Raw genomic sequence first — 23219 nt, forward strand, 5'->3', positions numbered from 1 at the left:
AACTCACTCGACCAGCGTCACCCGCATCAGGCCGCGCAGGGCATTGCCCAGATACACCGCCGGCGCGGTTCGCAACTCGGCCTCGGTGAGCACCGCTTCGACCGCCCGCCCACTCGCCAGCAACTCGGCGCGCAAGACCCCGGCCAGACAGCCACTCGCAAGCGGCGGCGTCAGCAGCACGCCCTCGCGCTCGACGAAAACCGTGCTGCGCGCGCCTTCGCACACTTCACCGCGCGCGTTGAGGAAAATCGCGTCGAAGACCTCCGCCGCGTCGGGCCTGGCGGCCAGCCCGGCGAGCGCCGCGTCGTAAAGACCGCGCACCGTGGTTTTGTGCCGGCGCAGGAAAGCTTCACCCGCACCGTCCGGAAGACGCTCGGGAGCGATCACCGCACGCCAGGCGCGCCCGCCCTCTTCGACCAGCGCGGCGTGCGTCACGGCAAGGCTGCCGTCGTGCGCCAAGGTCAGGCGCACGCGCCGCACGCCAGCGGAGTCCTGCCGCGCCACGCCAGCCAAGGCCGCACGCACCTGCGCCTCGGCATCAGCAAAGCCCAGGGCCCGCGCCGACGCGGCGAGGCGCGCGAGGTGCCCTTCAAGGCGCGGATAGACGCCGTTGTCCAGGCGCAGCGTTTCGATCAGCAGGAAACCGGGATCGAAGCCCGTCAGGAAACGCGCTTTCAACAGGCACTCGGCGTATTCGCGCGCCGGGTCGGCGTTGATCACGATGCCGCTGCCGACGCCCAGCTGCGCGCGCCCGTCGGCCTCGATCTCAAGCGTGCGGATGGCGACGTTAAAGCGGCAGTCGCCGCCCGGCGCGAGGTAGCCGATGGCGCCGGTATAGACGCCGCGCGGCCGCGCCTCCAGGCGGTCGATGAGCTGCATGGCACGGATTTTGGGCGCGCCGGTGATCGAGCCGCAGGGAAAGAGCGCGGCAAAAATCTCGGCCAGCGATACGCCCGGCAGCTCGGCCGCGACCGTCGACACCATCTGCCACAGCGTCGGGTAGGCCTCGCTCGCGCACAGCGCCTCGACGCGCACGCTGCCCGGCGCGGCGAGCCGCCCGAGGTCGTTGCGCAAGAGGTCGACGATCATCACGTTCTCGGCTCGCTCCTTGGGCGAAGCCTGCAAGGCCACGCGCCGCGCCTCGTCATCGACGGCATCGACGCCACGCGGCGCGGTCCCCTTCATCGGCCGGGTGACGACACGCGTGCCCTGGCGCTCGAAAAAGAGTTCGGGCGAGCGCGAAAGCAGCGTCGCCTGCCCCGCGCCCGCCGCGATGAAGGCGCCGTAGCGCACCGGCTGGCGAGTGCGCAAGGCGGCGTAGAGCGCCAGCGGATGGCCGTAAACCTTGAGGTCGAGCGGGAAGGTGAGGTTGATCTGGTAGCACTCGCCGTCGGCGATCCAGCGTTGCACCTGCTCGACGCGCGGCGTGTACTCAGGCTCAGAGAGCGCCGGCGTCAGCTCAGCGACGCCAGCGCAGCGCTCGGCTTCGGAGAGGGCCGCGAGGCGCGCGGCCAGCCAGGCGTCGAGCGCTTCGGCGGACAGCGCCTGCGCGTGGGCAAAACGCCAGGCACGCAAGCGGCGTGCGCCGTGCGCGACGTTCAACAAGGCCGGATCGCACGCCGCGCCAAGCGCGTAATCGGCGGCCAGCGCCACCCACTCGCCCTGCCTGGAGGCCGCTTCCAGACGGCCCAGCAGGCTGGCCAGAGCGCCCGCCGGATCGGCCTCGCCGGCGAGGTCCTCATCGAGCGCCGCCTGCAGGCCGCTCAGCAGCCAGGCGCCGCCGTCATCGCGCTCGAAGATGGCGAAGGGGGCGAAGGGGGCATCGGCGTAGGGATCGGGAAGCGGCATGGACTGCGGCAACGAAACGAAGTTAGGGCTGCCGACGCACTTCGGCGCGTCGGTAAACGAAAAACTCAGGAAACGGTTATTTACGACGGAAGACGAACTCGAAAACCGGGCCGTCTTCACGGCTCTCGACGAGCGCGTTGCCGGTCTGCTTGGCGAAGGCGTGAAAATCCTTCACCGCGCCCGGATCGGTAGCCAGCACGTGCAGCAGTTCGCCCGAGGCCATTTCGGCCAGCGCCTTCTTGGTGCGCAGGATGGGCAGCGGGCAGTTGAGACCCTGAACGTCGAGTTGGCGGTCTGCGTGCATGGTCGTTTTCATACTCCTCTCGAAAACGGAAATTCTACCGTCCCTGTCAAGCGCGCCCGCGCGAACGCGGGGCCGGAGGCTAGAGTCCGCCGCGCCGGAGCTTGGCCTCCTCGGCCTGCAGGCGGCGCAGTTCACGCAGGCGGGCATCGACCGCCGACTGCTCGTAAAAGTTGCCGTCGGTCGCCTGCTGCGCGTATTGCAACTGTTCGACGGCCTGCCCCAACTGCCCTTGCAGCATGTAGAACTCGGCCTGCGCGCGATGCTGCTGCAGGCGTTTGCCCTGCGCCGCGTAGTTGCGCGCCTGCAGGCCGTGCAGCTTGTAATCCGAGGGCCTCAGCTGCAGCTGATTGTCGAGAAAGAGCTGCGCCTTCTCGTACTGCTTGGCTGCGTACAGCGCCTCGGCATAGCCATACACCAGGGCCTTGGCCTGCGGATAGCGCTGCATGCCGTCCCGGTAGAGGCCTTGCGCGCCTTCGAAATCGCCCTGCGCGGCGCGCACTTCGGCGGCCAGCGCGTAAAGGATCGGCGAAGAGGACGCGGCCTTGAGCGTGCGCAGGGTGTCCACCTCGCGCTGCGCCGCCGCGACATCCTGGTTGCGCATGTGGGCCACCGCCAGCCCGTAATGCACCGCCGGCAGCGAGGCGTATTTCTTTTCCCGCAGCTGGTTGGAGAACTCGCGGATCGCTTCGCTCGGCGTCCCGCTCTGGGCCTTGAGCTTGGCGCGGATGAGATGGAAATCAAGGCTGCTGACCACCTGCCGGTAGGGCGCGTCCTGCGCCCGGCTTTGCATGTCCGACATCCGCTCCAGGGTCATCGGGTGCGAACGCAGGTAGACCGGCGCGTTGTAGTCGTAGAGCCGCCCGGCTTTCTGCAGACGGTCGAAGAAATCGCCCATGCCGCGCACGTCGAAGCCGGCCTTGTCGAGCGTCAGGTAGCCCATGCGGTCAGCCTCGCGCTCGAAGTCGCGGCTGTAGGCAAGGTAGGACTGGATGGCGCCGGCCTGGGTCGCGGCCACCGTCGCGGCGCCGACGTTGGCGTTGGAGCGCGCGGCGAGAATCCCCATCGCCATCGCCACCATCATCGGGATGGTGTTCTGCTTCTCGCGCGCGATCTGGCGGGCAAGATGGCTTTGGGTGATGTGCGCGATTTCATGCGCGATCACCCCGGCCAGTTCGGACTCCGACTGCGACGAGAGCAGGGTGCCGCTGTTGACGCCGATGTAGCCGCCGAACATGGCAAAGGCGTTGATCGAAGGGTCGCGCAGGGCGAAGAAATGAAAGTCGCCGGACGGGCTGGAGCTCGCTTCGACGAGTTTCCCGCCCAGACGGGCAAGGTAATCGTTGACGTCCGGATCGTCGATGTAGGTCGATTCGCGCAGGCGGATGTCGTTCATGATGCTCTCGCCGATCCGCCGTTCGAGCTGCTGCGGCATTTCGGCGCGCGCCGATTCACCCAGGTCGGGCAGGTCCTCGGCGCCGAAGGGCAGCGCCACGGACGGCAACAGCAAGGCCATCGCGGCACAGGCGCCGCAACGGCGAAGCCAGCGGGGAAGGTCGCGACAGCGACGGTTCGTCTTTTCGGTCACGGCACTCGGGAAGCGAAGATGGACACCGCCATGATACCGGAGCCGGAGCGCTCGCGTCCCGGGGCGAAGCGCCTAGGGCGCTGCGGGCGCTAGGTCGATCCAGTTGCGATATTCGGGCGAAATGGTCCCGGCCCGGGTCAGCGCCTCGACCAGCGCGTCGGGCCGGTGTGCCCGCCATTCGGCGAACGCCGCCTCGAACGCGCGCAGGAGATCCCGTCGATGCGTTCCAATATAGAAGGCGCGCTCGTCGGGCAGCCTCACCTTGAATCCGGGGATGCGCAACAGCTCGCCGCCAATGCGGGTCACCACCGGCTCGCTCAGGAAAGAGAAAGTGAAATCGCCGCGCCCGTTGGCAATGGCGGGGGCGATCATGTCGCGACGCGGCACAGTTACGATCCGATCGCCAACGATGCGTTGCATCAGGGCCAAATCTCCCGCCCAGCTGGCGACGGTCACCCCGCGCAAGGCTCGGAACGCCGCCGGATCTGTGATCGCCAAGACGGGCTGCCGTTCGGCAGTCGAGAAAACGCCCATCTCGAATTCGTTACGCCGGATCAGCGGCGGGCTGCGCAACATGCCGCTGATCCGTTGGTTTTTGTCGCGATTGAGCTCGACATCGCCGTCGGTCAAGGTCTGCCCGAGCAATTCGAGCCCTTGGGCCTGCAGCAGCACGATCCCGCGGCGAATGTTGGAAAGTGGCACGAGCACGATCCTGGCATCTGGATCCACCCGGCGCAGAACGGTGCCGATCACCAGCATTTCCAACAAGGTCCGCTGCCCGCCGACGACCAGCGGAGAGTCGAGCCCGGGCAGATCGTCCGCCGCGAATTCGCTGCGCAGCTCGGGGCTCGCAAAACCGATGCCGAGGCGCGGCTCGCGAAAGCCCTGGTCGACTCCGACCCGCCAATCCGCGGCCATGCACGGGCCGAGCAACAGCCCCTGCAACACCACGACCATCAGACACCATCCGCGCATCGCCCGCCCTCCTCCTTGCCACCGCCTTTTGCACACCAAGACTAGACAAGCACTTTCACCAGTGCAACGCGTGCCGCCCCCAAAAATACTGCCTCGCCCTCAGGGGGCATCCGATCAATATGCCTAATGGAATAGATTAAGACTTAACGATCAAACGCTTGACCGGACAAGCCTGCGCCTTAAAACCCTTTTGCATCAAGACGAAAATTTTGAGCTCGCGACCGGATCATTTTTCACTTCGCGGAACCGAATGATGACAATCGCCAAGTTTATTGCACGTTATTCCTCAGTTATGCAAAAATGCATCACCCAAAAACCTAAACAACACCATTAGACGACGACCGTCCGGAAACACACAAAAAACGACGCCGGATCATTCGCTTGCGTGCACCTTAATGCCCGCAGGACGAAGCCAGGACATCGTGGGACGAAACGCCGCCAACGCCTGCATACCACTTCTTGCCATGAAAACTGAAAAACCCATCGCCATCCAGATCGTCGACTACATCCGTACCGAGAAGCTCGACGCCGGCAGCCACCTGCCCGCCCAACGTCTCGCGGACTTCCTGCACGTCTCGCGTTCGCCGATCAACGAGGCGCTCAAGCTCCTGCACGAAAAGGGCATCCTGCGCCGCGAGCCGAACCGCGGCTACTTCGTCGCCCAGGCCCTGCAACACCCCACCTCGGTACTCACCGAGCAATTGGGCCTGTCGGAATCGAGCATCGTCACCCAGGCCTACCTCCGGATCGCCGACGACCTGCTCGACGGCAGCCTGCCGAACGAATTCTCGGAAACCCTGCTCAAGAACCGCTACGACCTGACCAACTCGCAGCTGCAAAGCGTCTTGAGCCGCATCCGCCAGGAAGGCTGGGCGATCAAGAAACCGGGCTACGGCTGGGTGTTCTCCAGCATGCTGACCACCCCCGACAGCCTGCTGCAATCGTATCGCCTGCGCCTCGTCGTCGAGCCGGCGGCACTGCTCGAGCCGGGTTACAAGCTCGACCCGATCACCCTCGAACGCTGCCGTGAAGCGGAAATGCGCCTCCTGCAAGGCGGCATCGAAACCGAAGCCACCGACCAGTTGCACGAGCGCGGCGTCGAATTCCACGAAGCCCTGGTCGAAGCCTCGGGCAACCCCTTCTTCATCGACACCATCCGCCGCGTCAACCGCGTCCGGCGCCTGCTTTCCTACCGCTCGATCAAGAACCGCGACCACTGCCGCGAACAGTGCCTGCAGCACCTGCACGTCCTCGAACTGCTGGAGAAAGGTCGCAACCGCGAGGCCGCGCGCGAGCTGCGCAAGCACCTCGTGACGACGCTCAACCGGATCAAGCGGATCAGTTCGACGCTCCGTTAAGACCGCCGCGGAAACGCCGTGGCGGCGAAAAAAACCGCCACGCGCACCCGCTTCGTAGTATCGTCGAAGGGTTGAATGACGGGTGCGTGCGCCTCGCCGCGACGCCCGCTTCGCGTACAGCCCCTCAGGAGCCGCCATGTCCGCCACTGCCGCCTGCGCCGACCTTGCCCCGCAAGGGATTCTGCGCGCCTCGATCAACCTCGGCAATCCGCTGCTCGCCCGACGCGACGGCAGCAGCGGCGAAGTTTTCGGCGTCTCGGTCGACCTGGCGCACGCCCTCGCCGAGCGCCTGGGCGTGCCGCTCGAACTGGTGGTCTTCGACACCGCCGGGCGCTCGGTCGAAGCCGTCAGCGAAGCGCGGGCCGACGTCGGCTTTTTCGCCATCGACCCGCAGCGCGGCCAGGACATCGCCTTTACTGCCCCGTACGTCCTGATCGAAGGCTGCTACCTCGTCCGCGAGGCTTCGCCGCTGACCTGCAACGAAGAAGTCGACCGCGCCGGCCACCGCATCGTGGTTGGCCAGGGCAGCGCCTACGACCTTTACCTCAGTCGCGCGATCACAGCGGCAGAACTCGTCCGTGCCCCCAACTCTCAGGTTGTCGTCGAACAGTTCCTCGAACGCGGGGCCGACGTCGCTGCCGGCGTCCGCCAACAGCTCGAAGGCGACACAGCCCGCCACCCGGGCCTGCGCCTGCTGCCCGGACGCTTCATGGTCATCCGCCAGGCGATGGGCCTGCCGCGCGCACGCGGCGAAGCCGCCGCCGCCCGGCTGCACGAATTCGTCGAAAGCATGAAAGCCAGCGGCTTCGTCGCCGAGGCTCTGGCCCGCCATCAGGTGGCCGGCGTGACCCTCGCGCCGCCGGCCGGCGAACGCCCCGTTTCCACGGAATGAAGCCACCGGACGCTCCGGCCGCTCACGCGGCGGACGACCACGTCCCGGACAAGGACGCATTTCGTCCCACGCCCATTTATTCAGCGCCGGCTTTACGGTATTCTGTCGCCCTTTTTTATACTCCGGGCCCGGATAATCCAGGTTCGGCTCGATGATCCAGCCGCGCATCATTAACCACTACTACGGGGAGCTGTCATGCGATTCATTGCCAAAGTGTTGAGTGCCGTCATTCCGTTGACCTTCATGCTGTCCGCTCCGGTTCAGGCGCGCGACTGGAACGCGATCAAGACCTCGGGCACCATCATTGCCGTCACCGAGGGCCAGTACGCGCCCTTCAACTATTACGAAGGCACCAAGCTCACCGGCTACGAAGTCGACGTCGCCGAAGCCGTCGCCAAGCAGCTCGGGCTCAAGCTCGAATGGCGCACTGCCCCGTTCGACGCGCAGGTCGCCGCCGTCGGCCAGGATCGTTTCGACTTCGCCATCGCCTCGCACGGCCACACCGAAGAGCGCGCCAAGGCCGTCGACTTCGCCGCGCCGCACTACTGCTCGGGCGCTCAGATCGCCGCCAAGCAGAACGGACCGCTGACCGCCGCCGCCCTCAAGGGCAAGACCGCCGGCGTGCAGATCGCCACCAGCTACTACGATGCCGCCAAGAAGATCGAGGGCATCAAGGACGTGAAGACCTACAAGGCCGACCCGGAAGCCTTCGCCGCACTGCGTGCCGGCAAGATCGACGCCTGGGTGTCGGACAAGTTCACGGTCATGGAAACCCTGAACAAGAACCCCAAGGCGGGCATCGTCACCGGCGAGCAACTGTTCGTCGAGCGCATCTCGATGATCCTGCGCAAGGGCAACAAGGAGCTGCTTGAGCAGGTCAACGGCGCCATGGCCGAACTGCAAAAGAACGGCACCCTGGCCAAGATCTCGCAGAAGTACTTCAAGACCGACATCACCTGCCGCTAAGCTACGTTAAACCTCTGCACCGATGAACTGGACGAAGCAACACCCGGGACTGACCATGGCCGGCGCCATGGTCGGCCTCCTGCTCTTTCTCTGGGGCATGGCCCTTCCGCTCTCCGCCCTGCCGGCGCCGATCGGCCCGGCGGCCCAGCTCTTTGCGGAAGGCTCCCGGGTGACCGTCCTGCTCACCCTGATTTCCGGCACCGCCGGCGTCGTGCTCGGCGTGGTCGCCGGCATGGGCAAGCTCTCCAAGCTCCCGCCGCTGCGCTGGCTGTGCGATTTCTACGTCTGGCTGATCCGCGGCACGCCGCTGCTCCTCCAGATTCTCTTCGTCTGGCTGGTCCTGCCGACGATGCTGCCCGAGAGCATTGTCCTCTCCGACTTCGCCTGCGCGGCGATCGCCCTGGCGCTCAACGTCGGCGCCTACAACACCGAATGCGTCCGCGCCGGCATCCTCGCCGTACCGCACGGCCAGATCGAAGCGGCCCGCGCCCTCGGCCTGACCCCGGGCCAGACCTTCATCGACATCATCCTGCCGCAAAGCCTGCGCGTCGCGCTACCCGCGCTGGCCAACAACCTGGCGTCGCTGGTCAAGGATTCGTCGCTGGCCTATGCGATCAGCGTCGTCGAACTGACCATGATCGGCTACCGGGTGCAGGCCGAAAGCTACCAGCCGATCCCTGTCTTCATGACGCTCGCCGCGATCTACCTGATCCTGACGACGGCCTTCACCACCCTGACCGCGGCGCTTGAGTCCAAGCTCGACGTCGGCCAGAAGCGCTAATCCGAGCATGAGCACCGCCTCCAAGCCCATCATCGTCGCGCGCAACGTCGCCAAGCGTTTCGGCGACTTCTACGCCCTGCGCGACGTCTCCGCCTCGTTCATCGAAGGCCAGGTCACCGCCATCATCGGCCCCTCGGGTTCAGGCAAGTCGACCTTCCTGCGCACCCTGAACCGGCTCGAGACGCACGATTCGGGCGAGATCGTCATCGACGGCATCACGCTCAACGACAACCTGAAGAACCTCGACGCCATCCGGCGCGAGGTCGGCATGGTCTTCCAGAGCTTCAACCTCTTCTCGCACCTCACGATCCTGCGCAATGTCTCGCTGGCGCCGATGCGCGTGCGCAACATGAAGAAGGAAGAAGCCGAAGCCCGGGCGCTGGCCCTGCTCGAACGCGTCGGGCTGAAGAACCAGGCGCACAAGTACCCCGTCCAGCTCTCCGGCGGGCAGCAGCAGCGCGTCGCCATCGCGCGTGCCCTGGCGATGGACCCCAAGGTGCTGCTCTTCGACGAGCCGACCTCGGCGCTCGACCCGGAGATGGTCAACGAAGTGCTCGCGGTCATGCGCGAACTGGCGCACACCGGCATCACCATGCTCGTCGTCACGCACGAGATGGGGTTTGCGCGCGAAGTCGCCGACCGCGTGATCTTCTTCGATGAGGGCTGCATCCTCGAAGACACCACGCCGCAAGCCTTCTTCACCAACCCCGATCACGAGCGCGCCCAAGCCTTCCTGTCGCAGGTCAGGCACGGGTTCTGAGGTTTTCCAAAGGGTTCTGAGTTGCGCCACGCAGTCGCCGGCACACGGCGAATCTGCGACAATTGCCCTTTCCACGCCGCCGGCCACCGACGCCCATGAACGGTGAACTCGTCTCCTTCGTTTTCCTGCTGCTGCTGATTCTCGACCCGCTCGGGAACATGCCGGTGGTCCTCTCGCTCCTGCGCAACGTCCCCGAGGAACGCCGTTCGCGCATCATCCTGCGTGAATGCAGCATCGCCATTCTGGTGATGATCGGCTTCCTGCTGATCGGCGACCACCTCCTCGCCCTGATGCGCCTGAGCGACCCGGCGCTGACCATCTCGGGCGGACTGATCCTCTTCCTGATCGCCCTGCGCATGGTCTTTCCGCAGCCTCACAAGAGCGCGACGGGCGAAGACGCGCCGGAAAGCGAGCCTTTCATCGTTCCCCTGGCCGTCCCGATGATCGCCGGACCGACGGCGCTGGCCACGGTGCTGCTCGCCTCGCGTCAAAGCGGCGACACGTTGCTGTGGATCGGCGCCATCGTCGTCGCCGGCACCATCAACACCGTCTGCCTGCTCACCTCGCGCTGGTTCGCCCGCATCTTCGGCAAAGCCGGGATGGAGGCCATGGAACGCCTGATGGGCCTGATCCTGATCACCATGGCCGTGCAGATGCTGATCAGCGGCATCCGCGTCGCCTTCGAGATCGGCAGCTGATCCTGCCCCTGCGCCCGATCTAACGCGCGCGGCGTAGCATAATGCGGCGCCCGCCGTCAGCCGCGTGCGCCGTCGGCCTGGACACGCGCCCCGACGAGCGGCGCCAGTTGCACGGCGATGATGCAGACGAAGATCAGCACGCAACCGGCCACGCCGGCGGCATTGAGCCGGTCGCCCATCATCAGGTATCCGAACAGCGCGGCGAAGAGCGTCTCGGACGAGAGAATGATCGCCGCGTCCGCTGCGCCGGCATAGCGCTGGGCGACGACCTGCCCGGTATAGGCGAAACCGACCGAGATGACCCCGGTGTACAGGATGGGCACCAGCGCTTCGCGTAACCCGTCGAGGGTAATCGTTTCATACCCGATCGCCCACGCCGTACACACCACGCCCACGACGAGGAACTGCCCCCAGGCGACCAGAAAGGCGCCGCCAACGCGCTCGGCGATGCGCCCGACGTAGAGGACGTGCAGCCCCCAGAACAGGCTGCTGAGAATGACCCACGCATCCCCCACGCCGACGTTCAAACCGTTCGCCCCCGACAACAACCAAGTCCCGAACAGGCAGCCGAGCGCGGTCGGCCAGGTCGACCAATGCGGGCGCAAACGCAGCAGCCCCCAGGAAAGCAAGGGCACCAGCGGCACGTAGAGCGCGGTCAGGAAACCGGCGTTGGTCACCGTCGTGTAGAGCATGCCGATCTGTTGAAAAACAGCCCCCAGCGCCAGCAAGGCCCCGAGCCCGACAACGCCGTAGAGCTCGGGCTTTCCAGGCCGGACTTCGCGCGCCTGCAGTTTTCGCCAGTCGCGCCAGGCGAACGGCGCAACAACGCAAACGCCCAGCAGGAAGCGCAGGCCGGTGAAGGTGAACGGGCCGACGCCGTCCATACCGCGGGCCTGGGCAACGAAGGCCGAGCCCCAGATCAAGGCCACCAGAACGAGAAGGATATTGGCTTGCGAACGATTCATGATGCTTTCAAAGCCCGGCCAAAGCAGCGGCCAGCGCAGCAGAACGCGAAATGCGGACTAGAGAAAAACGGCGGAGGGGACGCGCCGCACGGCAGTCGGCGCGAAAGAATGTGACAGAAGGGACCGTGTCGGAAATCTTACCCGATCCGCGCCCCTGCCGCCACGCCAGCCCCGGGAACGTTGCGCCCCCGGCCCGGGTTCAACACGCGCACAACCAGACGAAAAAGGCCGCGCCTTCATCCTCGGCGCTTTCCGCGAGATCGTGCAGGGCCAGGAGCAAGGACAGGATCTCCTCCTCCGCCCACGCCTCGTTCTCAAAGGCCTCGCTGCCCGCCAGCTCTTCCGCACAACGCGCCAGCATCTCCTCGTCGCACGCCACCAGGCGCTCACCAAGGGCATCGTCCAGACGCAGGACACTCGCCCCGCCCTCACCCCAGGCCAAGGGCTCGCACCGGTCGAGCGACTCGGACAGGGCGGCGCCGGTCAAGGTGCTCTCGATCTGTGCCAACATGGCCGGCGTCACCCCGGGAGCGTCGATGCCCCGCCACTCGTCGAGCGGACACTCCGAATCGGCCACGGCCTGCGCCTCATCCACCGGCGCGGCGACAATATTCACCACATACTCCATCAGCCTCACTCCTCATACGCCTGCGCGCACGACCGCGGCAGGACAGCGCGAACCTTGCCACAGGCCACTGCGCCCGTCCACCCGGCCGCAAGCCGCTTGTAGCCGCCCTCGCAGCCCCGTATCCTTATGCCTCCTGCTTGCGCATTCAATACGATGGACAACGAATCCTCTCCTGCCCCGTCGGGCAAGGTTTACCTCGTCGGCAGCGGCCCCGGTGCCCACGACCTGCTGACCCTGCGCGCCGCGCGCCTGATCGCCGACGCCGACGCAATCGTTTACGACCACCTGATCGCCGACGACGCCTTGGCACTCGCCCGCCCCGGATGCGAACGCATCTGCGCCGGAAAAAAAGCCTCGAACCACACCCTGCCGCAAGACGAACTCAATCTCCTGCTCGTCGAACTGGCGCGCGCCGGCAAACACGTCGTCCGCCTTAAAGGCGGCGACCCCTTCATCTTCGGCCGCGGCGGCGAGGAGATCGAAACCCTTGCCGCACACGGCATCCCCTTCGAAATCGTCCCCGGCGTCACCGCGGCCGCAGGCTGCGCCGCCTACGCCGGCATCCCGCTGACCCACCGCGACCACGCGCAGACCGTCGTCTTCGCCACCGGCCACCTCAAGGACGGTACGGTCAACCTCGACTGGCCGGCGCTGGCGCGCCCGGCACAGACGGTCGTCTTCTACATGGGCGTGGGCGGCTGCGCCGAAATCTGCCGCCAGATGATCGCCCACGGCCTGCCGCCCGAACACCCGGCCGCAGCCGTCGAAAACGGCACCCGCGCCGCGCAACGCGTCGTCGTCGGCGACCTCGCCACACTGGCGCAACGTGTCGCTGCCGAACACATCGCCTCCCCGGCGCTGATCATCGTCGGCAGCGTCGTCCAGTTGCAGCAGCAATTGGCGTGGTATCCCTGACGGATACGACTCCGGCCCTCCGCGTCACACGCGGCCAAGGTAAAAAACAAAAAAGCCGGCAACTTTCGTTGCCGGCTTTTTAAATCTTGCTCGACCAGGGCCAATGCCAAAAGCATTGAAAACACTATAATTCGAAGTGCGGCACTGGCTACCTACTGGGTCCCGGACGAATACATTCTAAAATCCAAGCATCCGCTCCTAATGGGGCGTAAAGTTCGCACGGCGATCATGACAGAATGGAGTCATCACGGGACCTCATGTTGATTTCCTTGCACCAGAACGCCACGACCACGCCTGCGATCCGCGCGGCGATCCAGAAAGCCACCGGCAGCGACTACGAACCAGCGCGGCAATTCAACGTTACGCGCGAGACGATCCGACGCTGGCGCAAGCGCGACACGGTCCAGGACGGCAGCCATACGGCGCATCGACTGCAGACCCCCCTGAACGCCGGACGGGAAGAACTGGTGATCTACCTTAACGTAAGGCCCAGCGCAAAGACACAGGAGCTTTTCGATGGAGGCGGCCCTTACCTCGAAATCTCGCCGAGTGGAGGTAAGTAGTGGCGCATGAAATATCGCTTTGGCGGCGAGGAGAAACGAATCCGCTTGGGTGTCTATCCGGACGGCCCACCAGAGCCTAGAAGGCCTCGGTCCGTGACCGGTGCCTTCGTCATTTCGGCCTTCGTCGGGCAACCACTGCATTTCGCCGCCGGCATAGTGGCGCGTCATTCCAGCCACTGCTACACTCTTCCGGCCTTTTGCCGCAAGACACGATCAGAACATGCCCGACATCGACGCCATGCCCGCTGCAGATGATTTACCCCACGGCTTCGAGCTGGAGCAGGCCGACGTCTACAGCAAATATCTGCTGCATTCGCGCGTCGAGATTCTGTCCATTCTGCGCCTGCTGATCCACAAAGGCGCGATGATCACCGTGCATTTCGACCAGGGACAGTCCTTCCTGCTCACCTCGATGCTCGCGCTCTCGCCCGATCTGCGCAGCTTCATCCTCGACATCGGCAGCAACGAGGAAATGAACGCGCGCGCGCTACGCGCCGATCGGCTGATCCTCACCACGGTCCTCGACAAGGTCAAGATTCAATTTAGCCTCAGCCGCCTGACCTCCGCGGTGCATGAAGGACGCGCGGCCTTTATCGGCGAATTGCCCGCCTCCCTGCTCCGCCTGCAGCGGCGCGAGTATTTCCGCTTGTCCACGCCGATTGCCCAGCCGATCCGCATGACCACTCACCTGCGCCTGCACGACGGTAGCCTCGCGGCCATCGAGTTGCCCTTGCTCGACATCAGTGGCGGTGGCGTCGGCCTGATGGTTCAGCCCGAACAGGCGCAGCTATTCCAACGCGGCGATCAACTCGACGACTGCCGGATGATGCTGCCTGAAGAGGGATTGCTGGTGGCGACCCTGTGCGTACGCAACATGTTCGATGTCGCAACGCGCAGCGGAGCACGCTTCGTCCGCGTCGGCTGTGAGTTCGTCGCCGTTCCGCCAGCGCGCCTGAGCATGGTGCAACGTTACATCTCACGCATTGAGCGCGAGCGTAAGGCGCGGCTTTCGGGTCTTGCCTAAGCGCGGCCAGGCCAACCTCAGGCGCTGCCCAAGGGATGGAACGCCGCGTCGACGACCGGCGTCAGGCCTCCGATTTCGGCAGGAATCTCCCGCGGAATGGCAAGCATGTTGAGCGAGCGCACGGCCCCGTAAACATTTTCGGCTACACCAGCGTAATTGTTCGGATTGAATAACGACGGGCGGTGCCACCACAGCGCGTAATCCAGCGCCCAAAGCGCTTCGATCAAGGCTCTGGACTTCTCGAGACGGTCGTTCTCAAGGTAAAGGAAGGGGCGACAGCGCCTGATCGTCTTCTCGGCGCCAGTGATCACTTTCTGTTCAAAGCCCTCGACGTCGATCTTGATCAGCCCGACGTCGAACTCGGCCGGAACAATGTCGTCCAGACGCACGCAGCGAACTACACGTCCGGCCTCGGCCGCTTCCAGCATCGCCACCCCGCCGAAATTCGCCGGCTGGCGGTAATCCGGTTCAACGAAGCGCAACTGGCCCGGTGCATCACTGCAGGCCACGTTCTCGGCGCTCACGTTGAGCAGCCCGTTCAGCGCCAGGTTGGCACACAGGCTCTGGAAGATGACCGGTTGCGGTTCGACGACCAAGAGACGCCGCCCGATCTCGCTCAGCTTCCTCGCCAGAGGAACCGAATGCGTGCCGATATTGGCCCCGACTTCGATGACATCCTTGTCGGAGAAAACCATACGTTCGAGCAGATGCCATTCAAGCTCGCTGTACTCGCCGTACATGAGCAGGGCGGCACCGATGTAAGCGTCGTGACGGTTGGCCAAAAACCATCCGTGCCGCCCTCGAACGACGCTGAGCAGGTCATCGCAACGTAAGGTTTGCAGTCCGGAAAAGCTGTGTTCCCCCACCCCAACCTCCTGAGTTCTGGCGCACACCGAGATCCGGTGCGATCGTTAGCGGCAAAACCAAACCTGCAAATGACGATGGCGCCTTCCGGCGCCATCGTTCTCCAACCCGTGATCGAGCGACACCGCGCTCAGACCTGCATGTTCATCATGTCGTTGTAAGCCGTGACCAGTTTGTTGCGCACCTGGACCATTTCCTGGAACGAGAGGTTGGCTTTCTGCAGCGAGATCATCACCTCGTGCAGGTTGGCATCGCTGTCACCGGCGGCAAATTTTGCCGCCATGTTTTCCGCTTGCCGCTGCGTCTGGCTAACCTGATCGATCGAATTCTGCAGCACTTGGGCAAAATCAACCCCACCCGCCGCTGTCGGCGCCTCGGCCGGACGGCCGCTGGCCTGTGCCGCGGTCGCGCGCAGGACGCTCAACATCTGATCAATTCCTTTGGTATCCATCTGCCTCTCCACATTCTCTTGCCTAACCTTCAGCAAGAATCAGGCCAAGTTACGCGACATCCACGCCCCAGGCAACGGGTTCAGCCTTCGAACAAACCGGCTTCGCGGTACTGTTTGAGTTTATGCCGCAAAGTTCGTTCCGACATCCCCAGTCGCTCACCGGCAAGTTTGCGCGAACCGCCTGCAGCGGCCAGCGTTTCGAGGATGTGCTCGCGTTCCAGATCTCGGATGTTGTCACTGCGTGCCTGAGCCGGCACCTCGACCGGAGTTGTCGGAACGCTGAGCGGTGCCGCCGGAACGCCGGCCGAAACCAGGTGCAGATCGCCGGTTTCAACGCTGTCGCTGGCGGCCAGGATCACCGCCCGCTGCATGACGTTCTCCAACTCGCGCACGTTGCCCGGCCAGACATGGCGGCACAGCGCCGTCTCCGCGTCACGGGAAAGGCGCAACCCTGCCCGACCGGAGCGCCCTCCGTGCTCGGCAAGAAAATGGCGCGCCAGAGGCACGATGTCGCCCACCCGCTGGCGCAGCGCCGGAATCAACAAGGGGAAAACATTGAGCCGGTAATACACGTCCTCGCGCAAAACACCGCGCGCCACGGCATCGGCCATGTCGCGGTTGGAGGTGGCGATGATGCGGATGTCGAGCGGCACCGGTTTCTTTCCTCCCACCCGCTCGACCTCGCGCTCCTGCAGGACGCGCAACAGCTTGGCCTGTAGCGCCAGTGGCATCTCGGTCACTTCGTCGAGCAGCAGGGTGCCGTTCTGCGCCTGTTCGAATTTTCCGGCCTGCGCCTGTTGCGCGCCGGTAAACGCGCCTTTTTCGTAGCCGAACAGGGTGGCCTCGAGCAGGCTGTCGGGAATCGCCGCACAGTTGATCGCCACGAAAGGCCCGGCGCGGCGCGCCGAATGATTGTGGATGTAGCGCGCGACGACTTCTTTACCAACGCCGCTTTCTCCTGTCAGCAGCACCGTCGTATCGGTCTGCGCCACGCGCATCGCCAGCGCAAAGAGCTGGCGGCTCGCCGCATCCTCGGCCACCACACCTTCGGCGTCGAGCGCTTCGGGCAAACGGTAGCGCGTCACGTGTTCGAGTAAGGCCTGCGGCTCGAAGGGTTTGAGCAAAAAGTCGCACGCCCCGGAACGCATCGCCTCGACCGCGCGATCGACGTCGGCGAAAGCCGTCATCAACACCACGGGCAGGTGCGGATAACGCTTGCGAATTTCCTTGAGCAGCGCGATTCCGTCCATCGGCAGCATGCGCACATCGCTCACCACCAGAGCCACGGCGTGCGCGGAGAGCACCTCGAGCGCCGCTACGCCGCCATCGGCGGAGAGCACCGCGTGCCCGGCAAGCTCAAGGGTGTCGCAAACGGCCTCGCGCAAGTTGGGGTCGTCTTCGACGACCAGGATCGGTAAGCTTTGCGTCATGTTGCGTCCAATGTGGTCCCCGGCGACGCCACGGGCAACGCCAGGATGAATTCCGAACCGGCCCCGGGCCGTGACTGGACGCTGATGCGCCCGCCATGCGCGCGCGCCACGCCAAGCGCAATCGCCAACCCCAGGCCAGTGCCCTGCCCGCGTGTGGTGAAGAAGGGCTCGAAGATCCGGGCCTGGGTTTCGGCACTCATGCCCACCCCTGAATCCCGGACGCTCACGCTCACCAGCCCCTGATCGACCTGCGCGGCGAGCGTTACTTGCCCGTCACCGGGAGGGCTAGCCTCACAGGCTTGCAAGGCGTTCTCGAGCAGGTTGATCAAAGCCCCGGCCAGCGCCTTGCGGCTGCCCGTCATTATAAAGTCGCCGACCTCCAGCGTCGGGACGAAACGCACGCCGCGTTCGGCACACAGGGGCGCAATGGTCTGCGCCGCCTCGTCAAGCAAGCTGCGCAGTTCGATCCGATCGCGCCCGAGGCTTTCTCCGCGGGTGAAGAGCAGAACGTCCTGGATCAAGCGTTCGAGCCGCCGGAGTTGCTCGGCGGCCTTGCCGGCAAAGCGCGTCCGCGCTGTTTCCGAAAGGTCCGGTTGCGCCAGGTTGGCACTGTAAAGCAAGGCGGTCGCCAAAGGCGTGCGGAGCTGATGCGCCAGCGAGGCTGCCATTTCGCCCATCGCAGCCAGGCGCTGATTGCGTTCTGCATTGGCTTTCAGGGCATGGGCGGCGGTGATGTCATGCACCAGCAGCAACCTGCCGCCGGCCGAATCAAGCGGACTCTCGGCGATCGACACGCGGCGCGCGCCCAGCAGCCATTCGTCCGGCGCCTCGGTGGCGATCAGTTCGGCCTGAACCCGCGACCACTCGCCGCCGAGCACGGTGTCGCCGAACATCTGTCGTGCTGCAGGATTGGCCTCGCCGACCCGGGCCGCGCTATCGAGAACCACGACCCCCGCCGGCAAAGCGTTGAGCAGCAGCGAGAGGCGCTCGGACAGCGCTTCTTTTTCCTGATATTGACGGCGCAACTCGCCGTTGGCAACGGCCAGTTCGGAGGTCAGGGATTCGACACGCGCCTGCAAAGCCATGTAGGCCTGCGTCAGTTCGTGCGAAACCTGATTGAAAACGGCAAAGGCGCGTTGCAACTCTTCCGCTTTGCTCTCGTTGGCCGATGTTTGCGGCGCCTCGCTCATTCGTTGGATAATCCCATGCAATTCACAGCTACAATAGTAGAATAATTCTTAGCACTTTTCGCTTCCTGCTTGATTCGACGCGATGTTCACCGCAGCAGGAAAGCGAGCGAAGACCAAGTTTCATTGACGTTGTACTTTTACTGGCGCAGGCATGGCGGCAACCGGAACCGAAAGCATGGCAACTGGCGCGGACAATCTCGGCGATCGTCTGCGCTACGCCCTCTCGCGCCTCACCAACCAGCAGAAGATCCTGCTCATGGTCGCCATCGCGGCGATCATCGCCATCGGCGTCGCCGCCAGCACCTGGCTCAAGCAGGCCGACTACCGCATCCTTTTTTCCAACATCGGCGAACGCGACGGCGGCGCCATCATCGCCGCGCTCGACCAGATGAACGTGCCGTACAAGTTCAATGACAGCGGCGGCGCCATCCTGATCCCCGGCAGCAAGGTGCATGAAGTCCGCCTGCGCCTGGCGTCGCAAGGCCTGCCCAAGAGCGGCGGCGTCGGCTTCGAACTGCTCGAAAACCAGAAATTCGGGATTAGCCAGTTCGCTGAACAAATCAATTACCAGCGCGGCCTTGAAGGCGAGTTGGCGCGCACCATCCAGTCGATCGGCGCGGTGCAGGCGGCGCGGGTTCACCTTGCGATTCCCAAGCCCACTGTCTTCGTGCGCGAGGAGCTCAAACCCTCGGCCTCGGTGCTGCTCAACCTCTACCCCGGGCGTTCGCTTGAGCCGTCGCAGATTGCCGGCATTCAGAACCTCGTTGCGGCCAGCGTCCCCAACCTCGCCACCGCGAGCGTGACGCTGATCGACCAGAGCGGTGCGATGCTCTCTCAACTGAAGAGCAAGCTCACCGAAGCCGGACTCGACCCGATCCAGCTGCGCTACGTGCAGGAGATCGAATCGAGCGCCATCAAGCGCATCGAAGCCATTCTCGAACCCATCGTCGGCAAGGGTAACGCCCGCGTCCAGGTTGCTGCCGACGTCGATTTCTCGCAAAGCGAACAGACCGCAGAAACGCACCGCCCGAACGCCACACCGCCTGAGGTCAGCATCCGTAGCCAGCAGACCAGCGAATCGGCGAGCACCACGCCCTCGGCCCAAGGCGTCCCGGGCGCGTTGACCAACCAGCCGCCGGTTCCCGCCACGGCCCCGCTGACCCAGCCGCCGGTGGCCGGCGCGGGAGCTCCGCCTGCAGCACCTGGACAGCCGGTCCCGGGCCAGCTCAACGCCGCCGGCGTGCAGGCCTCGATCAACAGCGTTGCGCAACCGATCAACACGCGCAAGGATTCGACGATCAACTACGAGGTCGACAAGACCATCCGCCACACCAAGCAGTCGGTCGGTGCAGTCAAGCGCCTCTCGGCAGCAGTGGTGATCAACCATCGCAAGGATGCCAAGGGCGCCGTCAAGCCGCTGCCCGATGCCGACATCAAGCAGATCAACGACCTCGTGCGCGAGGCGATGGGCTACAACAAGGAACGCGGCGACACCGTCTCGGTCGCCAACGCGCCTTTCACCGCGATCGAATCGAGCACCGTCGACATCCCGCTGTGGAAGGACCCCGAAATTCTGGCCCTGGCCAAGGAACTGTTCAAGTACGCGGCAATCGCCGGCATCCTCGCCTACCTGATGCTCAAGATCGTCCTGCCGCTCGTCAAGACCATGCTCGAGCCGCCGCCGCAAGCGCGACAGAAGCTCGGAAGCAACGTCGACATCGTCGACGAGGAAGGGGCGCCCGCAGAACAAAAGGCGGTAAACAGCTTCGAGCAAAGGATCACGCAGGCGCGCGACATGGCGCAGCAGGATCCCAAGGTCGTCGCCAACATCATCAAGGACTGGACGGGCGCCAATGCCAGCTGACGACGGCATCGAGAAGAGCGCCATCCTGCTCATCGCCCTGGGCGAGGACTACGCCTCCGAAGTCCTCAAACACCTCGGGCCGAAGGAAGTCCAGAAGCTCGGCCACGCCATGGCCAGCATGAAGACCGTTCCCCGGGCCAAGGTCGAGGAAGTGCTCGCCGATTTTCAACGCACGGCAACCGAATCGGCGGCCGTGCACATCGACAGCGACGCTTACGTGCGCTCGGTGCTGACCAAGGCGCTCGGCGACGACAAGGCGGCCAACCTGATCTCGCGCATCCTGCAGGGTGGCGACACCAACGGCATCGAAGGCTTGAAGTGGATGGACGCGCCGACGGTCGCCGACCTGATCCGCAACGAGCATCCGCAGATCATCGCCACCATCCTCGTGCATCTGGAACACGACCACGCCAGCGACATCCTCAACCATTTCTCCGAGCGCCTGCGCAACGACGTGGTGCTGCGCATCGCCACCCTTGAAGGTATCCAGCCCGAGGCACTCAAGGAACTCAACGACGTCATGCTGCGCCTGCTTTCGGGCTCGGCCAACATCAAGAAATCGGCCATGGGCGGCGTACGCGCGGTGGCCGAGATCCTCAACTTCATGGGCACCGCGAACGAGACGACGGTGGTCGACGCGATCCGCGAATACGATCCCGACCTCGCCCAGAAGATCCTCGACGAGATGTTCGTCTTCGAAAACCTGCTCGACCTCGAGGACCGCGCGATCCAGCTCCTGCTGCGCGAAATTCAGTCCGACTCGCTGATCCTGGCCATGAAGGGCGCCTCCGAGCCCTTGCGCGAAAAGATCTTCAAAAACATGTCGCAACGTGCCGCCGAAATGTTGCGCGAAGACCTCGAATCGCGTGGCCCGGTGCGTCTCTCGGAAGTCGAGGCCGAACAGAAGGAAATCCTCAAGATCGTCCGCCGTCTGGCCGACGAAGGTCAGATCGTCCTCGGCGGCGCCGGCGGCGAGCAGATGGTCTAAGCGACGCAGGCTTCCGCCATGACCGGTTTCCTGCCCAAGGAAAAGCTCACCGCCTACCAACGCTGGGAGGTCGCCGCCTTCGACGAGGCCGAGCAGGCCGCCGCACGCGCCGCCAAGGCCGCCGAGAGCACGCCGGAAACGCCGCCGGACGCGCCGGACGCCCCCGATGCGGAAAGCGTTTCCGCCCTCGCCTTACCCACCGCAGCCGACATCGAACGCATCCACCAGGAAGCCCACCAACAGGGCTTCGACGCCGGCTTTTCCGAAGGTCAGGCGGCCGCACGGGCCCTCGCTGACCAGATGTCGGCGCTTCTCACCCACCTGCCCGCAGCGCTCAAGGACGTCGACCAGCAGATCGCCGAGCAGCTGCTGGCCACCGCCACCGAAATCGCCCACCAAGTCGTCCGTCAGACCCTGCAGATCAAGCCCGAGATGATCCTGCCGGTGGTCCGCGAGGCAGTCGCCAGCCCCAACGTCCTCAACGGCCACCCGGCGCTCTTTCTACACCCGGATGATGCCCGCCTTGTGCGCCAGAAAATCGGCGAGCAACTGACCCACAACAACTGGCGCATCATCGAGGACGCTGGGCTGACGCGCGGCGGCTGCCGAGTCGAGATGGGCGCCAGCGAGGTCGACGCGACCGTCGAGACCCGCTGGCGGCGCGTGATCGAGGCCATGGGGATCAGCACCGAATGGCTGGCCGGGCAGGCCGAAAAGCCCTGAGGACGGGCATGAGCGACACGCCCGCGAACCCGCACCACGCCGCCTGGCGAGCCCTGCTCGAAGGCTGCCGTGAAGCTGCTGCCCAGGCCAATCCCTTGCTTCCCAGCGGGCACCTGACGCGCATCAACGGCCTCGTCATGGAGGCCGCCGGCCTCAAACTGCCGCTCGGCAGCTCCTGCCGCATCCTGCCGCACGGCGGCTCGCCGATCGAGGCCGAGGTTGTCGGCTTCAACGGCGAACGCCTGTTCCTGATGCCCTCGGAAGACGTCTACGGTCTTTCGCCCGGCGCCCGCGTGGTGGCCATCGATCCGCCCGCCCAACCGCCGCGCATCGGCCAGCCGCGCCAAGCCCGCCGGCGCGCGGTCGATCGTGCCAAGCTGCTCCCCGTCGGCCCTTCCCTGCTCGGACGCGTCGTCGACGGCGCCGGTCGGCCGCTCGACCGGCACGGCCCCTTACAGGCGGAAAGTTTGCGCCCCTTGCAGGGCCGCCCCTTCAATCCAATGGCGCGCGCACCGATCGATCATTCGCTCGACGTCGGCGTGCGCGCCATCAACGCCTTGCTCACCGTCGGTCGCGGCCAGCGCATGGGCCTCTTCGCCGGCTCGGGCGTTGGCAAGAGCGTTTTGCTGGGGATGATGGCCCGCTACACCTCGGCCGAAATCATCGTCGTCGGGCTGATCGGCGAACGCGGACGTGAGGTCAAGGAGTTCATCGAACAGATCCTCGGCGAGGAAGGACTCAAGCGCGCCGTCGTCGTCGCCGCACCGGCCGACGTCAGCCCTTTGATGCGGCTGCAGGGCGCCGCCTACGCCACGGCGATCGCCGAGCATTTCCGCGACCAGGGACGGCACGTCCTGCTGATCATGGACTCGCTCACCCGCTACGCCATGGCGCAGCGCGAAATCGCCCTGGCCATCGGCGAACCGCCGGTCACCCGTGGTTATCCGCCGTCGGTCTTCGCCCGCCTGCCGCAGTTGGTCGAACGCGCCGGCAACGGTCCCGAGGGCGGCGGCTCGATCACCGCGTTCTACACCGTGCTCGCGGAAGGGGACGACCAGCAAGACCCGATCGCCGACGCGGCACGCGCCATTCTCGACGGCCACATCGTGCTCACGCGGGCACTTGCCGACGCCGGCCACTACCCGGCGATCGACATCGAGCAGTCGATCTCGCGCGCCATGGTAAACCTCATCACCCCCGACCATTTCGAGCAGATCCGCCGCTTCAAGCAGCTCTACTCGCGTTACCAACGCTCGCGTGACCTGATCAACGTCGGCGCCTACGCCAGCGGTTCCGACCCAGCGCTCGACGAAGCGATCCGGCTTTACCCGGCGTTCGAACGCTTCCTGCAGCAGTCGCTGGGCATCCGCGCCGACTACGGTAGCAGCCTGGAAAACCTGTACACCCTTTTCGCCGGCTCACGCTAGACTGAAGAACGCCGTTCCGG

At 65.1% G+C, this 23219-nt stretch carries 23 protein-coding genes; 13 read left to right on the top strand and 10 right to left on the bottom strand.

Annotated features, from left to right (window positions below):
• Window positions 1-3 precede the first annotated feature (3 nt).
• The 4 genes from pabB to QMB55_RS01010 form a co-directional block, all read right to left on the bottom strand.
• Window positions 4-1848 (bottom strand): aminodeoxychorismate synthase component I, encoded by a 1845-nt coding sequence (gene pabB, locus QMB55_RS00995; protein ID WP_497586793.1) that lies wholly within the window; start codon window positions 1846-1848, stop codon window positions 4-6.
• Window positions 1849-1924: 76 nt separating this feature from the next.
• On the bottom strand, window positions 1925-2152 hold the full coding sequence (locus tag QMB55_RS01000) for a sulfurtransferase TusA family protein (protein ID WP_497586794.1): 228 nt from the start codon (window positions 2150-2152) through the stop codon (window positions 1925-1927).
• Window positions 2153-2231: 79 nt separating this feature from the next.
• Entirely contained in the window at window positions 2232-3737 is a 1506-nt protein-coding gene (locus tag QMB55_RS01005) for a M48 family metalloprotease (RefSeq protein WP_497586795.1), read from the bottom strand.
• Between the two features lie 72 nt (window positions 3738-3809).
• A complete protein-coding gene (locus QMB55_RS01010) occupies window positions 3810-4694 on the bottom strand; it encodes a hypothetical protein (protein ID WP_497586796.1) in 885 nt (294 codons plus the stop codon).
• Window positions 4695-5176: 482 nt separating this feature from the next.
• On the opposite strand from QMB55_RS01010, the gene QMB55_RS01015 reads away from it, so the two are divergent.
• From QMB55_RS01015 to QMB55_RS01040, 6 genes are all read left to right on the top strand, one after another.
• Entirely contained in the window at window positions 5177-6070 is an 894-nt protein-coding gene (locus tag QMB55_RS01015) for a GntR family transcriptional regulator (RefSeq protein ID WP_497586797.1), read from the top strand.
• A gap of 136 nt (window positions 6071-6206) precedes the next feature.
• The gene (locus tag QMB55_RS01020) at window positions 6207-6962 is read left to right on the top strand and encodes an ABC transporter substrate-binding protein (protein WP_497586798.1); all 756 of its coding nucleotides are present in this window, start codon (window positions 6207-6209) and stop codon (window positions 6960-6962) included.
• 195 nt (window positions 6963-7157) lie between these two features.
• A complete protein-coding gene (locus tag QMB55_RS01025; protein WP_497586799.1) occupies window positions 7158-7928 on the top strand; it encodes an ABC transporter substrate-binding protein in 771 nt (256 codons plus the stop codon).
• A gap of 22 nt (window positions 7929-7950) precedes the next feature.
• A complete protein-coding gene (locus QMB55_RS01030) occupies window positions 7951-8709 on the top strand; it encodes an amino acid ABC transporter permease (protein WP_497586800.1) in 759 nt (252 codons plus the stop codon).
• Window positions 8710-8737: 28 nt separating this feature from the next.
• The gene (locus QMB55_RS01035) at window positions 8738-9469 is read left to right on the top strand and encodes an amino acid ABC transporter ATP-binding protein (RefSeq protein ID WP_497586944.1); all 732 of its coding nucleotides are present in this window, start codon (window positions 8738-8740) and stop codon (window positions 9467-9469) included.
• A gap of 95 nt (window positions 9470-9564) precedes the next feature.
• Window positions 9565-10167, top strand: a complete 603-nt coding sequence (locus QMB55_RS01040; RefSeq protein WP_497586801.1) for a MarC family protein — start codon at window positions 9565-9567, stop codon at window positions 10165-10167.
• A gap of 56 nt (window positions 10168-10223) precedes the next feature.
• Here the strand turns inward: QMB55_RS01040 and QMB55_RS01045 are convergent, their stop codons facing one another.
• Window positions 10224-11132 carry a DMT family transporter gene (locus QMB55_RS01045; RefSeq protein WP_497586802.1) on the bottom strand — a complete coding sequence of 303 codons (909 nt, stop codon included), beginning with the start codon at window positions 11130-11132 and terminating at the stop codon, window positions 10224-10226.
• Window positions 11133-11331: 199 nt separating this feature from the next.
• Window positions 11332-11760, bottom strand: a complete 429-nt coding sequence (locus tag QMB55_RS01050; RefSeq protein WP_497586803.1) for a hypothetical protein — start codon at window positions 11758-11760, stop codon at window positions 11332-11334.
• A gap of 153 nt (window positions 11761-11913) precedes the next feature.
• Here QMB55_RS01050 and cobA point away from each other — a divergent pair, with 153 nt between their 5' ends.
• From cobA to QMB55_RS01065, 3 genes are all read left to right on the top strand, one after another.
• A complete protein-coding gene (gene cobA, locus QMB55_RS01055; protein ID WP_497586804.1) occupies window positions 11914-12675 on the top strand; it encodes a uroporphyrinogen-III C-methyltransferase in 762 nt (253 codons plus the stop codon).
• Window positions 12676-12932: 257 nt separating this feature from the next.
• Window positions 12933-13238: a hypothetical protein gene (locus QMB55_RS01060; protein ID WP_497586805.1), complete on the top strand. Its 306-nt coding sequence runs from the start codon at window positions 12933-12935 to the stop codon at window positions 13236-13238.
• A gap of 220 nt (window positions 13239-13458) precedes the next feature.
• On the top strand, window positions 13459-14262 hold the full coding sequence (locus QMB55_RS01065) for a flagellar brake protein (protein WP_497586806.1): 804 nt from the start codon (window positions 13459-13461) through the stop codon (window positions 14260-14262).
• 17 nt (window positions 14263-14279) lie between these two features.
• Here QMB55_RS01065 and QMB55_RS01070 read toward each other — a convergent pair whose 3' ends face one another.
• The 4 genes from QMB55_RS01070 to QMB55_RS01085 all read right to left on the bottom strand — a co-directional run bounded on the left by QMB55_RS01070 (window position 14280) and on the right by QMB55_RS01085 (window position 18197).
• Window positions 14280-15044: an FkbM family methyltransferase gene (locus QMB55_RS01070; RefSeq protein WP_497586807.1), complete on the bottom strand. Its 765-nt coding sequence runs from the start codon at window positions 15042-15044 to the stop codon at window positions 14280-14282.
• Between the two features lie 212 nt (window positions 15045-15256).
• Window positions 15257-15577 carry a flagellar hook-basal body complex protein FliE gene (gene fliE, locus QMB55_RS01075; RefSeq protein ID WP_497586808.1) on the bottom strand — a complete coding sequence of 107 codons (321 nt, stop codon included), beginning with the start codon at window positions 15575-15577 and terminating at the stop codon, window positions 15257-15259.
• A gap of 80 nt (window positions 15578-15657) precedes the next feature.
• Complete coding sequence (locus tag QMB55_RS01080; RefSeq protein ID WP_497586809.1) at window positions 15658-17007, bottom strand: sigma-54-dependent transcriptional regulator; 1350 nt, start codon at window positions 17005-17007, stop codon at window positions 15658-15660.
• The gene (locus QMB55_RS01085; protein ID WP_497586810.1) at window positions 17004-18197 is read right to left on the bottom strand and encodes a sensor histidine kinase; all 1194 of its coding nucleotides are present in this window, start codon (window positions 18195-18197) and stop codon (window positions 17004-17006) included. The genes QMB55_RS01080 and QMB55_RS01085 overlap by 4 nt, the downstream gene beginning before the upstream one ends.
• A gap of 175 nt (window positions 18198-18372) precedes the next feature.
• On the opposite strand from QMB55_RS01085, the gene fliF reads away from it, so the two are divergent.
• Genes fliF through fliI form a run of 4 tightly spaced genes read left to right on the top strand, consistent with a single transcriptional unit; the run spans window position 18373 to window position 23199 of the window.
• Window positions 18373-20061: a flagellar basal-body MS-ring/collar protein FliF gene (gene fliF, locus QMB55_RS01090; RefSeq protein ID WP_497586811.1), complete on the top strand. Its 1689-nt coding sequence runs from the start codon at window positions 18373-18375 to the stop codon at window positions 20059-20061.
• On the top strand, window positions 20051-21049 hold the full coding sequence (fliG, locus tag QMB55_RS01095) for a flagellar motor switch protein FliG (protein WP_497586812.1): 999 nt from the start codon (window positions 20051-20053) through the stop codon (window positions 21047-21049). Before fliF ends, fliG begins: the two co-directional genes overlap by 11 nt.
• 18 nt (window positions 21050-21067) lie before the next feature.
• Window positions 21068-21772: a flagellar assembly protein FliH gene (locus tag QMB55_RS01100; protein ID WP_497586813.1), complete on the top strand. Its 705-nt coding sequence runs from the start codon at window positions 21068-21070 to the stop codon at window positions 21770-21772.
• 8 nt (window positions 21773-21780) lie between these two features.
• A complete protein-coding gene (gene fliI / locus QMB55_RS01105) occupies window positions 21781-23199 on the top strand; it encodes a flagellar protein export ATPase FliI (protein WP_497586814.1) in 1419 nt (472 codons plus the stop codon).
• Window positions 23200-23219 lie beyond the last annotated feature (20 nt).

The organism is Propionivibrio sp. (genome assembly GCF_041441355.1).
Taxonomy (GTDB): domain Bacteria; phylum Pseudomonadota; class Gammaproteobacteria; order Burkholderiales; family Rhodocyclaceae; genus Propionivibrio.

Bases quoted from the DNA above. Each gene is read 5' to 3' on its own strand.
- QMB55_RS01000 (WP_497586794.1), bottom strand. From the start codon at position 2,152: ATGCACGCAGACCGCCAACTCGACGTTCAGGGTCTCAACTGCCCGCTG.
- QMB55_RS01060 (WP_497586805.1), top strand. From the start codon at position 12,933: ATGTTGATTTCCTTGCACCAGAACGCCACGACCACGCCTGCGATCCGC.
- QMB55_RS01080 (WP_497586809.1), bottom strand. From the start codon at position 17,007: ATGACGCAAAGCTTACCGATCCTGGTCGTCGAAGACGACCCCAACTTG.
- fliG (WP_497586812.1), top strand. From the start codon at position 20,051: ATGCCAGCTGACGACGGCATCGAGAAGAGCGCCATCCTGCTCATCGCC.
- QMB55_RS01025 (WP_497586799.1), top strand. From the start codon at position 7,158: ATGCGATTCATTGCCAAAGTGTTGAGTGCCGTCATTCCGTTGACCTTC.
- fliI (WP_497586814.1), top strand. From the start codon at position 21,781: ATGAGCGACACGCCCGCGAACCCGCACCACGCCGCCTGGCGAGCCCTG.
- QMB55_RS01045 (WP_497586802.1), bottom strand. From the start codon at position 11,132: ATGAATCGTTCGCAAGCCAATATCCTTCTCGTTCTGGTGGCCTTGATC.
- QMB55_RS01030 (WP_497586800.1), top strand. From the start codon at position 7,951: ATGAACTGGACGAAGCAACACCCGGGACTGACCATGGCCGGCGCCATG.
- pabB (WP_497586793.1), bottom strand. From the start codon at position 1,848: ATGCCGCTTCCCGATCCCTACGCCGATGCCCCCTTCGCCCCCTTCGCC.
- QMB55_RS01065 (WP_497586806.1), top strand. From the start codon at position 13,459: ATGCCCGACATCGACGCCATGCCCGCTGCAGATGATTTACCCCACGGC.
- QMB55_RS01085 (WP_497586810.1), bottom strand. From the start codon at position 18,197: ATGAGCGAGGCGCCGCAAACATCGGCCAACGAGAGCAAAGCGGAAGAG.
- cobA (WP_497586804.1), top strand. From the start codon at position 11,914: ATGGACAACGAATCCTCTCCTGCCCCGTCGGGCAAGGTTTACCTCGTC.
- QMB55_RS01015 (WP_497586797.1), top strand. From the start codon at position 5,177: ATGAAAACTGAAAAACCCATCGCCATCCAGATCGTCGACTACATCCGT.
- QMB55_RS01040 (WP_497586801.1), top strand. From the start codon at position 9,565: ATGAACGGTGAACTCGTCTCCTTCGTTTTCCTGCTGCTGCTGATTCTC.
- QMB55_RS01020 (WP_497586798.1), top strand. From the start codon at position 6,207: ATGTCCGCCACTGCCGCCTGCGCCGACCTTGCCCCGCAAGGGATTCTG.
- fliE (WP_497586808.1), bottom strand. From the start codon at position 15,577: ATGGATACCAAAGGAATTGATCAGATGTTGAGCGTCCTGCGCGCGACC.
- QMB55_RS01100 (WP_497586813.1), top strand. From the start codon at position 21,068: ATGACCGGTTTCCTGCCCAAGGAAAAGCTCACCGCCTACCAACGCTGG.
- QMB55_RS01050 (WP_497586803.1), bottom strand. From the start codon at position 11,760: ATGGAGTATGTGGTGAATATTGTCGCCGCGCCGGTGGATGAGGCGCAG.
- fliF (WP_497586811.1), top strand. From the start codon at position 18,373: ATGGCAACTGGCGCGGACAATCTCGGCGATCGTCTGCGCTACGCCCTC.
- QMB55_RS01010 (WP_497586796.1), bottom strand. From the start codon at position 4,694: ATGGTCGTGGTGTTGCAGGGGCTGTTGCTCGGCCCGTGCATGGCCGCG.